Here is a 15,432-nt window from a genome sequence, read left to right on the forward strand (position 1 = left end):
GTTGGCAAACATGCATCGTTGGAAATTTTCTGTCCTGGCGGCTGCGGCCGTAGCGTCGGCTGGCTTTTACGCTGGCGACGCCTCGGCCCTGGCGTTGGGCCGCATCACCGTGCAGTCTGCCTTGGGCGAGCCTTTGCGCGCCGAAATTGACCTGCCCCAGATCACCCCCGCCGAAGCCGACACCCTGCGCGCTACGACGGCTACCCCGGAAGTTTTTCGCGCCCAGGGCATGGAATACACGCCCGCGATCAACAACCTGCAAATCCAGCTGCAGCGTCGCCCAGACGGCACCGCCGTGCTGCGTCTGACGAGTGATCGCCCGGTGAACGACCCCTTCCTTGATCTGGTGCTGGACGCCAACTGGGGCTCGGGCCGCATTGTGCGCAGCTATACCATGCTGTTTGACCCGCCAGCACTGCGCCGCGCAGCACCGAATGTGACGGCGTCCCCTCAGATCTCGGCACCTGCTGCCCCATCGGCGCCCGCCGTGCGCGCACCGGTTGCCCCGCGCGCCACCGAATCCTCTGCCGCTGCTGCACCGCCAGCACCACGCCCGGCAGCAGCTGCCTCTCGTCCAGCCCCCGCAGACGGCGTCAAAGTGCAGGCCGGTGACACCGCTGGCCGCCTGGCGAATGCCTACCGCCCCGCCAGCGTGTCTCTGGATCAGATGCTGGTTGCCATGATGCGTGCGAACCCGGACGCATTCATTCAAGGCAATGTCAATCGCCTCAAAGCTGGCGCGGTACTGCAGATGCCCGATGAAGTTGCGGCGCAGGCAACCCCAGCCCCCGAGGCACGCCAGATCCTGGCAGCCCAGGCCAAGGATTTCAACGAATTCCGCCGCAAGCTGGCAGGTGCCGCCCCGACCACGGCAGTGGCCGCTGCCGAGCGCTCTGCGTCGGGCACGGTGCAGACCCGCGTGGAGGACAAGAAACCTGCCACGACCGCACCCGACAAGCTGACGCTGTCCAAAGGCTCCGTGAAGGGCCAGAAGGCCGCCGAGGACCAGCTCGCCAAGGACAAGCAAGCCAGCGAGGCCGCCACCCGGATGGCCGAACTGTCCAAGAACATTACCGACCTGAACAAGCTGGGCGCAGCATCGGCCGCTGCTGGCAGTGCCGCGCCCGCTGGCGGTGCCAGCGCCCCCGCTGGCGTGGCCGTGCAGGCCCCCGCAGTCCCCGCCACGCCTACAGCACCCGCCGCGCCTGAAACACCTGCGTCGGCCCCCGTGCCCCCAGCCAGTGCCCCAGCGGATGTTGCCGTTCCTGCCGAGGCGGCCTCCGAACCCGCCTCTGCACCGGCTCCCGTCGCATCCGCACCCGCAGCCCCCGTACGGATGCCTGCGCCAGCACCAGCCCCTGTTGAAGAGCCGAGTTTCCTGTCCGGCCTCATGGACGATCCGATCCTGCCCCTGGCCGGTGGTGGCCTGCTGGCCCTGTTGCTGGGTTATGGCGCTTACCGTGTGGTGCAGCGTCGCCGCCAGAACGCTGGCGTAGACAGCTCGTTCCTGGAAAGCCGCATCCAGCCTGATTCATTCTTCGGTGCCAGCGGCGGACAACGCGTGGATACCGCCAACAGCGAAATGACGACCGGCTCGTCCATGGCCTACTCCCCGAGCCAGCTCGATGCTGGCGGCGATGTGGATCCCGTGGCGGAGGCAGACGTTTATTTGGCCTATGGCCGCGACCTTCAGGCCGAGGAAATCCTGAAGGAAGCGATTCGCCACAATCCGGCCCGCGTGTCGGTCCATGTGAAGCTCGGCGAAATTTACGCCAAGCGCCAGGATCGCAAGGCACTGGAAGCGGTGGCAGGGGATGTGTTCAAGCTGACGCAGGGCGAAGGCCCGGACTGGAACCGCATTGCCGAACTCGGCCGCGACCTGGACCCCGAAAACCGCTTGTACCAGCCTGGCGGCCGCCCCGGCATGGCCGAGGACGAATCTCCATCGCTGCCCCCAGGTGGCTTCCCGAGCACCTTCACGGGCGGTGCTGGCAATGCGGCGGCCACAGCGGCACTCCCCCCCGATCTCGACCTGGATCTCGATCTGGACCTGCCAGATGACGCACTGACCGACGCTCCCTCGGTGGCACCAGCACCCCCAGGCGGGTTTGCAGCGGCTGCCGCTGCAGCAGCGGCCGCAGGTGGCACCCGTCGCACTACGGACGCCGATGCCAGCGATGAACCACAAACACTGCGCCCAGAACTGGATTTGCCAGAGCTGCCCTCTGCAACGGCACCAGCCTGGGGTGGTCAAGATACAGCCCCCGGCCCGATGATGGCCCCTCCGCCCGTCGCCAACCTCGACTTCCCGAGCGCAGACGACCTGAGCATGGCGCCATCTGGCCCCATGCCGCTGGCAGGCGACGCCAAGGATTCCGGCCCCATGGAATTTGATCTGGGCGAACTGTCTCTGGACCTGAACGCACCGTCCAAGCCCATGGCAGCCCCTGCGGTCAAGGCACCCGCTCCGGCACCCGAGTTCGTCGATGACGGCTCGGCTGCGGCGCAGGATGATCCGCTGGCTACCAAGCTGGCATTGGCCGAAGAGTTCAACGCCATTGGCGACACCGACGGTGCTCGCACGCTGATCGAAGAAGTGGTGGCCGAATCCAGCGGCGCCCTCAAGACCCGCGCCCAGCGTATGCTGGCCGAACTGGGCTGATGCAGCCGGGTTCTCTCACGGCGCGCTTTCCCCACCCCCAGGCCGCCCCATGATGCGGGTGGCGCTGGGTGTCAGCTACAACGGACAGGCCTACAGCGGCTGGCAAAGCCAGTTGTCGGGCAACACGATTCAGGACAAACTCGAAGCGGCCCTGGGCCGCTTTGCCACGCACCCTGTCAGCACTTTGTGTGCAGGCCGTACCGACGCAGGTGTGCATGGATTGATGCAGGTGGTGCACTTTGACACGCCGCTGAACCGCCCGCCCTCCTCCTGGGTACGGGGTACCAACACCTTTCTTCCTGCCGATATTGCCGTGCAATGGGCGCAGCCCGTGCCGGACGGCTTCCATGCCCGCGCCAGCGCGATCGCGCGGCGCTATGCCTATGTGCTGCTGCAGTCCCCCGTGCGGCCGAGTGTGGACGCCGGTCGCGTGGGCTGGATTTTCCATCCGCTGGACCACCAAGCGATGCGGCAAGCTGCGGACTACCTGCTGGGAGAGCACGACTTCACCTCGTTTCGTGCGTCGGCGTGCCAGGCCAAGTCCCCCGTCAAGACCCTGCAGCGCATCGACATTACGCGCCGGGGTCTGGGAGAACCACACCCGGAGCTGGGCTGGAGCCCCTGCTACTGGCGCTTTGAGTTCGAAGCCAACGCGTTTTTGCACCACATGATCCGCAACATCATGGGCTGCCTGATTGCCGTGGGCCAGGGCAACCAGCCTCCTGAATGGGTGGCGCAGGTGCTCGCCGCCAAATCCCGCGATGCGGCAGCGCCCACGTTTTCGCCGGATGGGCTGTTTTTTCAAGGCCCGGTCTATGACGCCGCCTGGGGCTTGCCCCAGCGCACGGCTGCGTATGATTGGTTGCCATGAACGCACAAGACATCTCCAAGCTGCCGCATGCACGCACCCGCATCAAAATCTGCGGCCTGACCCGCGAGCAGGACGTGGATGCCGCCGTGGCGGCAGGCGCCGATGCAGTGGGTTTCGTGCTGTATGCCCCCAGCCCGCGTGCGGTAACACCCGAACGCGCAGCACAACTGGCCAGACGCCTGCCGCCCTTTGTCACACCAGTTTTGCTGTTTGTGAACGAGTCCGCTATCAATGTGATAGCTACCAGCGCTTTGATAGCAGGCGCTACGATCCAGTTTCACGGTGATGAATCTCCCCAGGATTGCCTAGCCGCCACCCACCAAGGCGCACGCCCTTACCTGCGAGCCGCCCGAATTCCCCTGGGCGACGGTGCGGCCAGCTTTGACCTCGTAAAATACGCCCACGATTACTCTCACGCCCAGGCCATCCTGCTCGACGCCCATGTCGAAGGTTTTGGCGGCAGCGGCAAGGCATTCAATTGGTCACTCCTTCCACCAAGCGTCAGCTCTCACCTCGTTTTGTCTGGTGGACTCACGCCTGCAAACGTGACCGATGGCATTTTGCAAGTCCGTCCGCGGGGTCTCTCGCTGGCGGTTGATGTCAGTTCCGGCGTCGAAGCCGATGGCCCCGATGGAAAGCCCATCAAGGGCATCAAAGACGCACTGAAGATCCAACGCTTCGTTGCCGCCGTGCGGGCGGCCGATGCACAACTTGCAAAGAATCCCCATGAATTCCTATCAGCAACCTGATACTTCCGGCCATTTCGGCCCCTACGGCGGCAGCTTCGTCAGCGAAACCCTGACCCACGCCATCCAGGAACTGCGCGAGGCCTACGCGCGCTACCAAAACGACCCCGAGTTTCTGGCCGAGTTTCACTACGAACTCAAGCACTTCGTCGGTCGCCCATCACCCATCTACCACGCAGCCCGTACCAGCCGCGAAATGGGTGGCGCGCAGATCTACCTCAAGCGCGAAGACCTGAACCACACCGGCGCCCATAAGATCAACAACGTGATTGGCCAGGCCATGCTGGCCAAGCGCATGGGCAAGCCCCGCGTGATTGCAGAAACGGGCGCAGGTCAGCACGGCGTGGCCACGGCCACCATCTGCGCGCGCTATGGCCTGGAATGCGTGGTGTACATGGGTGCAGAGGACGTCAAGCGCCAAAGCCCCAACGTGTACCGCATGAAACTGCTGGGCGCCACGGTGGTGCCCGTGGAATCGGGCAGCAAGACGCTGAAAGATGCGCTCAACGAGGCCATGCGCGACTGGGTGGCCAATGTGGACAACACCTTCTACATCATCGGCACGGTGGCAGGCCCACACCCCTACCCCATGATGGTGCGTGACTTCCAGAGCGTGATCGGCAAGGAGTGCATCGACCAGATGCCCGCCATGTTGGCAGAGCAAAAGGTGCTGGGCGACCAGCCCGATGCCGTAATCGCCTGCGTGGGTGGCGGCAGCAACGCCATGGGCATCTTCCACCCCTACATCCCGTTCGAGAAAACGCGCCTCATTGGCGTGGAAGCGGCAGGCGAAGGGCTGGAGTCGGGCAAACACTCGGCATCGCTGCAAAAGGGCAGCGCGGGCGTGCTGCACGGCAACCGCACCTTCATCCTGCAGGATGACAATGGCCAGATCACCGAAACCCACAGTATCAGCGCAGGTCTGGACTATCCGGGCGTGGGCCCGGAGCACGCCTGGTTGCAGGAAATCGGGCGTGCCGAATACGTCGGCATTACCGACAAGGAAGCTCTGGAAGCCTTCCACTACCTGTGCCGCACCGAGGGCATCATCCCCGCGCTCGAATCCAGCCATGCCGTGGCCTACGCCATGAAACTGGCCAAAACCATGCGCCCTGACCAATCGATCCTGGTCAACCTCTCGGGCCGTGGTGACAAGGACATTGGCACCGTGGCCGACCTGAGTGGCGCCGATTTTTACTGCCGACCCAGCTGCCAGGGGCAGTCCGTCAAGGGCGGCGAGCAATCCATCAAGGTGGTGAAGTAAATGAGCCGTATTGCATCCACCTTCTCTGCCCTGCAAGCGCAGGGCCGCAAAGCACTGATTCCCTATGTGACCGCTGGTTTCCCGTTCGCCGACATCACCCCTGCACTCATGCACGGCATGGTGGAGGCCGGTGCAGACGTGATTGAGCTGGGCGTGCCCTTTTCCGACCCCATGGCCGATGGCCCGGTGATTCAAAAGGCGGGCGAAAAAGCCCTCAGCCTGGGCATTGGCATGGTGCAAGTGCTTGACCATGTGCGCGAGTTCCGCAAGCGCAACAGCACCACACCCGTGGTGCTGATGGGCTATGCCAACCCCGTGGAGCGCTACGACCAAAAGCACGGTGCAGGTGCCTTTGTGCGCGATGCAGCGGCCGCTGGCGTGGACGGCGTGCTCATCGTGGACTACCCACCCGAAGAGTGCGAGACCTTTGCCGCCAGCCTGCGTGAGCACGGCATGGACCTGATCTTCCTGCTGGCCCCCACCAGCACCGATGAGCGCATGGCCCAGGTGGCGCGCGTGGCCAGCGGCTACGTGTATTACGTGTCGCTCAAGGGCGTGACCGGCTCGGGCGCGCTGGACACCTCGGCCGTGGAGCAAATGCTGCCCCGCATCCGCCAGCATGTGACGATCCCCGTGGGTGTGGGCTTTGGCATTCGCGACGCAGCCACCGCCCAGGCGATTGGCAAGGTGGCCGACGCCGTGGTCATTGGCAGCCGCATCATCCAGCTCATCGAAGATCAGGAGCACGCCAAGGTGGTGCCCCTCACGGTGGACTTCCTCCGTGGTGTGCGCAAGGCGCTCGACGCATAATGCTGCCCGGCGCGCACTTCGCGGTGCGCGCCCTCATTTCACTCCAGGCCGCAGCCGGGACGTCTACCGACCCCGCTTGCAGGTCTTGCCATTGAAGAGGAAAACACCATGTCCTGGCTCGAAAAACTTCTGCCCTCCAAGATCCAGCAAACCGACCCTACCGAGCGCCGCCAGGTGCCTGAAGGGCTGTGGATCAAGTGCCCGAGCTGCGAAACGGTGCTCTACAAGGCCGATCTGGAGCAAAACCAGAACGTTTGCCCCCATTGCAGCCACCACCACCGCATTGGCGCGCGCGCGCGGCTGGACGCCTTTCTGGACGCCGAAGGCCGCTATGAAATCGGCCAGGAAGTGCTGCCTGTGGATGCCCTCAAGTTCAAGGACAGCCGCAAATACCCCGAGCGCCTCAAAGAAGCACTGGAAAACACGGGGGAGACCGATGCCCTCATCGTCATCGGTGGCGCGGTCAAGAGCATCAACGTGGTGGCAGCGTGCTTTGAATTCGACTTCATGGGCGGCTCGATGGGCTCCGTGGTGGGCGAGCGTTTTGTGCGCGGCGTGGAGACCGCCATCGAGCAGAAGGTGCCCTTCATCTGCTTTACCGCCACCGGCGGCGCACGCATGCAGGAAGGCCTGCTGTCCCTGATGCAAATGGCCAAGACCAACGCAGCGCTGACCCGCCTGGCCAAGAAGGGCCTGCCCTACATCAGCGTGCTGACCGACCCCACCATGGGCGGCGTGAGCGCAGGTTTTGCCTTCGTAGGCGACATCGTGATTGCCGAGCCCAAGGCCCTGATCGGCTTTGCCGGCCCGCGCGTGATCGAATCCACCGTGCGCGTGACCCTGCCCGAAGGCTTCCAGCGCGCCGAATTCCTGCAAACCAAGGGCGCCGTGGACTTCATCTGCGATCGCCGTGAACTGCGCAACACCGTGGCCAGCAGTCTGGCCATGCTGCAGCGTTTGCCTGCTGACGCAGTGATGTAACACCACCGGGTGGGTGCGTGCGCAAAGCCTCGTGCTGAGGTGATGCGCCCGCCAAAGCCGCGAAAACACTATTATTTTGATAGCTGCTAGCGCTTTATGGATAAGCGCTAGGGGTCGATTTCACTGATATTTTGGTATCAGATATCTATTGCCGCGCATCATGCGCAGCCGCCGAAACCGGCGCGGCCCCAACCAGGGACGGCAAGCAAGGGCCGCCCCGCAGCAAGGCCGTCGTCCCCCTGGGGGGAAGGCGCCAAAGGCGACTCAGGGGGGCTACTTCATTACGCTGGCCTGCAAATGGCCCAGCACGATCATCGCCACCTGCAGCAACACCAGCACGGCCAGCGGCGACAGGTCGATACCGCCCACCAGCGGGATGATGCGGCGAAACGGCCGCAGGATGGGCTCGCACAGCCGGGCAATCACATCGGCCAGGGGTGACCGCGCCTGCACCCACGACATCACGGCATAGACGATCAACAAGCCAATCAGCCCCGACACCGCCACCCGCGCGAGGCCAAACAATGCCAGCCACGGCAGCCAGGCCCATGCCGAGGCGGCGCCCAGCAGCAGGGTCAGCAAAAAATACTGCGCCAGCTGCAGCAACACGGCTGCCACCAGGCTCGACACATCCCAGCGCCCCACCGGCGGGATCACGCGGCGCAGCGGCATGATGAGCCAGTCCGTCAGCGCAAAAACCAGTCCGCCGACGGGGTTGGAAAACGGCACGCGCTGCCACTGCATGTACAGCCGCAACAGGCATGCCCCGGTGAGCAGGCCACCAACAACGTCGAGCAGGAAAGAGGCGATCTGGTAGAGCATGGATGAGACAAAAATAAGGGGCCGCCGCGAAAGCAGGCTGCGCCATGGGATGATAGCGAGCCAAGGTATCCCCCCTTTCATGACACAACCCCTCACCCTGTCATCCTTGCCCCTTTTCCCTCTGGGCTCCGTGCTGTTCCCAGGTGGTCTGCTGGCCCTGCGCGTGTTCGAAGTGCGCTACCTGGACATGGTGCGCAAGTGCCATCAGGCGGGCGCCCCCTTTGGCGTGGTCGCCCTCACGCAAGGCCGCGAAGTGCGCCAGGCGGGCGCGCCTGAAGAACAGTTCAACGATGTGGGCACCCTGGCCGTCATCGAGCAGATCGACACCCCGCAGCCTGGCCTGATCACACTGCTATGCCGTGGCAGCCAGCGCTTTCGCATCACCCAGCGCAGCCACCTGCCCCATGGCCTGTGGATCGCCGATGTGGGGCACATCGACCCGGATCTGATGGTGCCAATCCCGCAAGACCTGAGAAAGGCATCGACAGCCCTCGCCCAGGTGCTGCACACCCTAAAGCAGCGTGACCCCGAAATTCCGACTGCGATTGTCCCCACGGCAGCCCAGCTGGACGACTGCGGATGGGTGGCCAACCGCTGGTGCGAGCTTTTGCCCGTGCCCCTGGAACTCAAGCAGCGCCTGATGGAGCTGGACAACCCGCTGGTGCGGCTGGAACTGGTGGGAGATATCCTTGAGCGGACCGGGATTGCGCCCACGCAATGAGCCGCCGAATCGCAACTACCCCCTCTTCTTCTCATAGCCCATGCTGAACCGCATCCTGGGCTGGTCACGCGCAGCCAAGCGCCTCGTGGTGGTGGCCATGGACATCTGTCTGGGCCTCATCGCCATGTGGCTTGCCTTCACGCTGCGGCTGGAGACGCCCCACTGGCCTGAGGGCATGCAGTGGCTCGCGTATGCACTGGCGCCCGCCCTTGCGTTTCCGATTTTTGCCAAGCTGGGGCTGTACCGCGCCATCTTCCGCTACACGGGGATCACGGCGCTCATCACTACCGGCAAGGCCGTGGCCATCTACGGCGCGCTTTTGCTGGGCTGCCTGCTGGCGGCTCAGTGGGAGGGCGTACCACGCAGCGTCGGCATCCTCCAGCCGCTGTTGTTCATGCTGCTGGTGGGTGCCAGCCGTGCACTGGGGTGGCTGGCGCTGGCGGGGCGCAGCAGCCATGCGCCGTACCGCCTGCTGATCTACGGCGCTGGCAGTGCGGGGGCACAGACGGCTGCAGGGCTGGGCAGCATGCGCCAGTACCTGCTAAAGGGGTTTGTGGACGACGATGCCAGCAAGATCGGGCGCAGCATCAACGGCGTGCGTGTGCACGCCTCCAACGCGCTGCCCGAGGTGGTACGCCGCCTTGGCATCACCGACGTGCTGCTGGCGCTGCCCAGCACCACGCGCGAGCGACGGCGGCAAATCATCGAAAGCCTGCGCGAGCTGCCCGTGCGGATCCGCACGCTGCCGGGCCTGTCGGACCTGGCCAGCGGCCGGGTGACCGTCACGGACTTCCAGGACCTTGAAATCGAAGACCTGCTGGGCCGGGAGCCGGTGGCGCCGGACCCAGGTCTGCTGGGGCGCAATCTGGCGGGCACCGTGGTTCTGGTGACCGGCGCGGGCGGCAGCATTGGCAGCGAACTGTGCCGGCAGATCGTGCGCGAAGGGCCGTGCCAGTTGCTGCTGGTGGACCATAGCGAATACGCGCTGTACTCCATCCACCACGAATTGGCGGCGCTGGTGCACCAGGGCGAGCATGCATGTGCGCTGGTGCCCCTGCTCGCCAGCGTCACCCACAAGGCGCGCATGGCAGACATCTGCCGACAATACCGGCCCACATCCATCTACCATGCGGCCGCCTACAAGCACGTGCCCATGGTGGAGGCCAACGCGGGCGAAGGTATTTTGAACAACGTGTTTGGCACCTTGAACATGGTGCAGGTGGCGCTGGAGTGCGGTGCCAACCATTTCGTGCTGATTTCCACCGACAAGGCCGTGCGCCCGACCAACATCATGGGCGCCACCAAACGTGTGGCAGAGATGGTGCTGCAAGCAATTGCAGCGTCGCCCCGAGCGCCTTTCCCGCAGCTTGCCGACAGCTCACCCGCCTGGACTTGCCCCACCCGCCTGTCGATGGTGCGCTTTGGCAATGTACTGGGCTCTAGTGGCAGCGTGATACCGCTGTTTCGCAAGCAGATCGCGGCCGGTGGCCCCCTTACCGTGACGCACCCGAACGTCACGCGCTACTTCATGACCATTGCCGAAGCCGCCCAGCTGGTACTGCAGGCAGGGGCGATGGCCGAGGGCGGCGACGTGTTCCTGCTGGACATGGGCGAGCCTCTACAGATTCTGGAATTGGCAGAGCGCATGGTGGCCCTGTCGGGATTGACGGTGCGCGACGATCTGCACCCCGAAGGAGACATCGAAATCGTTTTCACCGGACTGCGCCCGGGTGAAAAACTTTTCGAGGAACTGCTGATTGGGGACAATCCCTTCCCCACCGACCACCCCCGCATCCTGCGGGCGCGTGAAGAATACCGCCCCTGGGAGGAGCTGCAGACCTTGCTCCAGGCATTGCAGAAGGCAGCCCATGCCGGCGACCCCATCGCCATGACCGCTCTGCTGCGACAGCTGGTGCCTGGCTACCACCCCGAAACGCAACCCGTACTGCCATGAAGTCGGGACTTGTACGGGCAACGCTGACCCTGCTCACGGGCAGCGTTGCAGCCCACGCCATCCCGCTGGTGCTGGGCCCCGCACTCACACGCCTCTACAGCCCTGAGGACTTCGGACAGTTTGCACTGCTGTGGGCGCTGGCCACCAACCTGGCGGTGGTGGGCTGTGCGCGCTATGAATTCGCACTCCCCCTCGAAAGCACCGAGCCGCGCGCCGCCCAGCTCATGGCGCTGTGCGCTCGCATCTTGCTCGCTGTCACCACGGCATCTGCTGCAGCCGCAGCCGTGCTTCTGCTGTGGCGCGGCATGCCGATGGTGTGGGCGCTGCCATTGGCGGTGTTCGCAGGCGGTGCTGTGCAATGGCTCACGCTGTGGGCGACACGGTCCCAACGCTTTGGTCTGCTGTCGGCGGCCAGGCTGCTGCAACAAGGCGGTGGCGCCATCCTGCAATTGCTGTTCGGATTCATGAAGACCGGCCCGCTGGGTCTGGTGCTGGGCGCCACATTGGCCAGCCTGGGCGCGGCATGGATGCTGGCCAGGCCTGCCCCTGCGGGTGGCTGGGTGGGTCTGTGGCGCCAGCCGTTGGCCACACTCCGGTCCATGGCCCAACAGCACCGGGACTTTCCGTTGCTCAACACACCCCACGCTTTCATGGGGGCGCTGCAGGACACCCTGACTCTGGTGTTGGTGGCGGCCTGGACCGGAGATGCCGCAGCGGGATTCTGGGCGCTGGCGCTGCGCTACCTCAAGGCCCCTGCGACCCTCATCGGCGGGGCCTTGTCGCAAACCCTGTACCCCCGCCTTCTGAAGGCGCAGAGCCCCAACGAAGCGCGCACCCTGGTGCGCCAGGCCCTGCTGGGGCTGGCCGCCCTGGCCTGCCCGCTGGCGGCAGTGCTGCTTGTCTGGGGCCCGGACATCTTTTCCCTGGCCTTTGGCGACCAATGGGCGCAGACCGGGGAACTGGCCCGGGCCATTGCGCCGTACATCGCCGTGCATTTCATGGCATCGCCCCTCGCGGTGGTCACCATGGCCTGGGGCGCGCAGGCCTGGGCGCTGCGCCTGGCGTTGATTGGACAATGCCTGTTTTTTGCGGGCCTGCTGCTGGGCCTCCATCTGGGCGGGCTGCCCGGCGCCGGATGGGGCGTGTCAGCGAGCATGCTGGCCTACTTTGCCTACTATTTCTGGGCGTTGGCAAACTGGAAGGACATCCCCCATGAGAGCCGTGCTTAACCGCTGGCGCCGCCGCCTCTGGCAGGCGCTGTTCTACCGCATGGTGTTCGGGGAAAGCGACCACCTGGGCCGCAGCCTGCCCCACACCCGCATTGCCCCCAGCACCTGCATCGAAGGCGCCGAGGGGCTGCTGCTTTCCGACCACGTGTTCATTGGGCAATTCAACTTCATCGACGCCACGGCAGGCCTGCAGATTGGGCACGGGGTACAGATCACCAACTTCGTCAGCATCGTCACCCACAGCTCCCACCGCGCCATTCGCCTCCTGGGCAGTGGCTACGCCGTCCACGAGGGCCCCAAGCCTGGCTACATCAGCGCGCCCGTGGAGATCGGCGCCTACACGTTCATCGGCCCCCACAGCCTGATCGAAGCGGGTACACGCATCGGCAAGGGGGTGGTGGTGTGTGCCTACGCGCAGGTGCGCGGCGAAGTGCCCGACTTCGCCATCATGGCAGGGGCCCCAGCGCGCAAGATTGGCGACGTGCGCGAGCAGGATGAGCGCCTGCTGTCGCAGCATCCGGAACTGCGCCCACACTACGAATCCTGGACACGGGCAAGCTGACATGGCCACACACCTGTGCCTGCTGGGCGATGCCACCAGCCCCCATGTCCAGCGGTGGGCGCGGGAGATGCTCCAGCGTGGCTACCGCGTTTCGCTGATCACGGCCCGCCCCGCAGCCATCGATGGCGTCACCGTGCGGGCCATCCGGCCTGTGCACCGATCGCTGGACTGGCTGTCCCGCGTTCAGGAAACGAAGCGCCACGTGGCCGAACTGGCTCCTGACCTCCTGCATGCCCATTACGTCACCTCCTACGGCTATCTGGCCGCACGTTGCGGCAAACATCCGCTGGTGATGACCGCCTGGGGCAGCGACCTGTTGGTGACCCCAGGCAAAAGCGCCTGGATGCGCTGGCTGACCGGCTGGATACTGCGCCAGGCTGACCTCATCACGGGCGACTCAGCGAGCCTGATGAGCGCGGTGGCAGACTTCCGCCCGCCCGGCGCCGCCGAGGAAATCCATTGGGGTGTGGAACTGCAGCGCTTCCACCCCGTTCCCTGGAGTCACAAGCAAGGCAGCCAGCTGGTGAGCCTGCGCGCCTGGGAACCCAACTACAACATCGACACCGTCATCGAAGCGTTCGCCCTGCTGCAGGCGCGATTGCCGGGCGCCGATCTGCGCTTGCACCTGCTCGGCGGAGGCAGTCTGGAAGGTGCCCTGCGCAGCCAGGTGCACAAGGCGCAGCTGGACAACAAGGTGCAGTTCCACGGCCGACTCGATGACGCTGGCATGACCCGGGTACTGGGCGAAAGCAAGATATCTGTGTCGGTGCCCAGCAGCGATGCAACATCGGTCGCCATGCTGGAGAGCATGGCGTGTGGCCTCGCCGTGGTGGCCAGCGAACTGCAGGCCAACCGGCACTGGATCGACGCTGAGTGGCTGGTTGCAGCCGGAGATGCCACAGCGCTCGCCGCCCGGCTCGAAGCCCTGATTGCCAATGACGCCATCGCGGAACAAGCCGGACTGCAAAATGCTGCCCGCATAGCGCAAGACGGCGACCGCGCGGTGCAGATGAACCGCATGCACGCGCTGTACCAGCAACTGCTCCGTACACCTTGAACCCCATGCCCCAAGGCCTTGAATTGGACAACCTGATCAGCGTGATCGTGCCGTGCCGCAACGAGCGCCAGCACATTGACGCATTCTGCGACTCCGCCCTTCGCCAGCAACTCCCGGCGGGCTGGCGCATGGAAGTGCTGATTGCAGACGGTGACAGCGATGACGGCACGCGCGAACACCTGATGCAGCGCTGTGCTGCAGACCCCCGGCTCGTGCTGGTGGACAACCCCGGCCGCATTGTGTCCACCGGGCTCAACGCCTGCATTGCCCGCGCACGGGGCAGCACCATTGCCCGCATGGACGTGCACAGCCAGTTTGCCCCCGACTACCTTGCGCAGTGCATCCAGGCGCTTGAACGCACCAGCGCTGACAACGTGGGCGGCCCATGGGTCGCCCACGGAACGGGCCCCACCGGGGCCGCCATAGCCGCCGCCTTCCAATGCCGCTGGGTGGTAGGTGGCGCACGGTCGCGCGATGTGCAGTACGAAGGCGAGGTGGATACCGTCTACCTCGGATGCTGGCCCCGCAGCGTGTTTGACCGATTCGGGCTGTTTGACGAAACGCTGGTGCGCAACCAGGACGACGAGCACAACCTGCGCATGCGCCTGGGGGGTGCACGCATCTGGCAGAGCAGCCTCATCCATTCCACCTACCACCCGCGCAATTCGCTCAGGCACCTGTTCGCGCAACAACGGCAATATGGCTACTGGCGGCCTTTTGTGATGCGCAAACATGGGCAGCCGGGCTCCGTGCGACAACTGGTGCCCGCAGCTTTTGTGGCCGCAGCAGTGGGAGCCTCCGCTGCCTCGCCGTGGTCCGCCTGGCCCCTGGCTGCACTGGGCATCGCCTACGCAGGGTATCTTCTGGCGGCATCAGTGGCGGCAGCCCGGTCGGCCCGCAACGGGGGACTGCTGCCCCGCCTCCCGGGGACGATTGCAGCGTTTCATGTGGGCTACGGCCTGGGTACCTGGCGAGGACTGTGGGACATTGCGCGCTCGCGCGCCCCTTCGTCCGACTTTGCACGCATCACCCGATGACCGACAACGAACCCCAGGCCGTCAAGGCCCGCTACGCCCGGCGCGACACAGTGGCCGACGAAGCGCGCTACAGCCTGTATGCCAACGCTGCGGCGCTGCAGGCACAGCAGGAGCGCCTGCGCGCCATGGCACGCATCTGGCGGGCCCACGGCTGGAGCAGCCTGGCCCAGCGGCCCATGCTGGAGGTTGGCTGTGGGAGTGCGGGCAATCTGCACGATCTGGTGCGGCTGGGCGCCACGCCCGCTTTCCTGACGGGCCTGGAGCTTCTTCCAGAACGTGCCGCCGCAGCGCGCGCCTTGCTACCAGCGGGCGTGGCCATTGCCGAAGGCGATGCCGCCTTGGCCCCGGTGCAGCCCGCCAGCCAGGATGCCGTGCTGGCGTTCACACTCTTCAGCTCCTTGCTCGACGAGGGCTATCGCCGCCATCTGGCCGACGTGATCTGGCAATGGGTCGCGCCCGGCGGCGGTGTTCTCGTCTATGACTTTGTCGTCAACAACCCCGCCAACACCGATGTACAGGGCATTCCACTGCGCGAACTGGGCATCCTGTTTCCCGGGGCCCAGATACACTCCCGCCGCGTTACGCTGGCACCTCCGCTGGCACGGCGCCTGCCCGCGCCAGCGATTACGCCAGCATCCGCACTGCTGTGGTTTCTGCGCACCCACCGCCTGACCTGGGCCGTGAAGCCACGCTGAGCGCGGCCTCGCTCTGGCCCT

General features: G+C 65.2%; 14 protein-coding genes. 13 read left to right on the forward strand and 1 reads right to left on the reverse strand.

The genetic code is table 11. From position 1 onward, the window contains the following. Positions 1-10: 10 nt before the first annotated feature. From C8C94_RS11135 to accD, 6 genes are all read left to right on the forward strand, one after another. Positions 11-2,662, forward strand: coding sequence for a FimV/HubP family polar landmark protein (locus tag C8C94_RS11135; RefSeq protein WP_121420748.1), 2,652 nt, complete (start codon positions 11-13; stop codon positions 2,660-2,662). 52 nt (positions 2,663-2,714) lie between these two features. Then, on the forward strand, positions 2,715-3,533 hold the full coding sequence (gene truA / locus C8C94_RS11140; protein WP_121422807.1) for a tRNA pseudouridine(38-40) synthase TruA: 819 nt from the start codon (positions 2,715-2,717) through the stop codon (positions 3,531-3,533). After that, entirely contained in the window at positions 3,530-4,282 is a 753-nt protein-coding gene (locus C8C94_RS11145) for a phosphoribosylanthranilate isomerase (RefSeq protein ID WP_121420749.1), read from the forward strand. The genes truA and C8C94_RS11145 overlap by 4 nt, the downstream gene beginning before the upstream one ends. Then, positions 4,260-5,543 carry a tryptophan synthase subunit beta gene (trpB, locus tag C8C94_RS11150; protein WP_121420750.1) on the forward strand — a complete coding sequence of 428 codons (1,284 nt, stop codon included), beginning with the start codon at positions 4,260-4,262 and terminating at the stop codon, positions 5,541-5,543. Before C8C94_RS11145 ends, trpB begins: the two co-directional genes overlap by 23 nt. After that, positions 5,544-6,353, forward strand: a complete 810-nt coding sequence (gene trpA / locus C8C94_RS11155; protein WP_121420751.1) for a tryptophan synthase subunit alpha — start codon at positions 5,544-5,546, stop codon at positions 6,351-6,353. Between the two features lie 108 nt (positions 6,354-6,461). Beyond that, positions 6,462-7,334: an acetyl-CoA carboxylase, carboxyltransferase subunit beta gene (gene accD / locus C8C94_RS11160; RefSeq protein WP_055399419.1), complete on the forward strand. Its 873-nt coding sequence runs from the start codon at positions 6,462-6,464 to the stop codon at positions 7,332-7,334. 273 nt (positions 7,335-7,607) lie between these two features. Here the strand turns inward: accD and C8C94_RS11165 are convergent, their stop codons facing one another. After that, positions 7,608-8,156: a YggT family protein gene (locus C8C94_RS11165; protein ID WP_055399421.1), complete on the reverse strand. Its 549-nt coding sequence runs from the start codon at positions 8,154-8,156 to the stop codon at positions 7,608-7,610. 79 nt (positions 8,157-8,235) lie between these two features. On the opposite strand from C8C94_RS11165, the gene C8C94_RS11170 reads away from it, so the two are divergent. Genes C8C94_RS11170 through C8C94_RS11200 form a run of 7 tightly spaced genes read left to right on the forward strand, consistent with a single transcriptional unit; the run spans position 8,236 to position 15,411 of the window. Further along, positions 8,236-8,877: an LON peptidase substrate-binding domain-containing protein gene (locus C8C94_RS11170; RefSeq protein WP_121420752.1), complete on the forward strand. Its 642-nt coding sequence runs from the start codon at positions 8,236-8,238 to the stop codon at positions 8,875-8,877. A 40-nt stretch (positions 8,878-8,917) separates the two neighbouring features. Next, positions 8,918-10,831, forward strand: a complete 1,914-nt coding sequence (locus tag C8C94_RS11175) for a nucleoside-diphosphate sugar epimerase/dehydratase (RefSeq protein ID WP_121420753.1) — start codon at positions 8,918-8,920, stop codon at positions 10,829-10,831. Continuing rightward, complete coding sequence (locus C8C94_RS11180) at positions 10,828-12,060, forward strand: lipopolysaccharide biosynthesis protein (protein ID WP_121420754.1); 1,233 nt, start codon at positions 10,828-10,830, stop codon at positions 12,058-12,060. Before C8C94_RS11175 ends, C8C94_RS11180 begins: the two co-directional genes overlap by 4 nt. Beyond that, positions 12,044-12,622: an acyltransferase gene (locus tag C8C94_RS11185; protein ID WP_121420755.1), complete on the forward strand. Its 579-nt coding sequence runs from the start codon at positions 12,044-12,046 to the stop codon at positions 12,620-12,622. Before C8C94_RS11180 ends, C8C94_RS11185 begins: the two co-directional genes overlap by 17 nt. Before the next feature lies 1 nt (position 12,623). Beyond that, the gene (locus tag C8C94_RS11190; protein ID WP_121420756.1) at positions 12,624-13,679 is read left to right on the forward strand and encodes a glycosyltransferase; all 1,056 of its coding nucleotides are present in this window, start codon (positions 12,624-12,626) and stop codon (positions 13,677-13,679) included. Between the two features lie 5 nt (positions 13,680-13,684). Beyond that, positions 13,685-14,716, forward strand: coding sequence for a glycosyltransferase family 2 protein (locus C8C94_RS11195; RefSeq protein WP_121420757.1), 1,032 nt, complete (start codon positions 13,685-13,687; stop codon positions 14,714-14,716). After that, complete coding sequence (locus tag C8C94_RS11200) at positions 14,713-15,411, forward strand: methyltransferase domain-containing protein (RefSeq protein ID WP_121420758.1); 699 nt, start codon at positions 14,713-14,715, stop codon at positions 15,409-15,411. Before C8C94_RS11195 ends, C8C94_RS11200 begins: the two co-directional genes overlap by 4 nt. The last annotated feature ends 21 nt before the right edge of the window (positions 15,412-15,432 follow it).

Origin of the sequence: Acidovorax sp. 94 (assembly GCF_003634645.1) — a bacterium.
Lineage (GTDB): Bacteria > Pseudomonadota > Gammaproteobacteria > Burkholderiales > Burkholderiaceae_C > Acidovorax > Acidovorax facilis.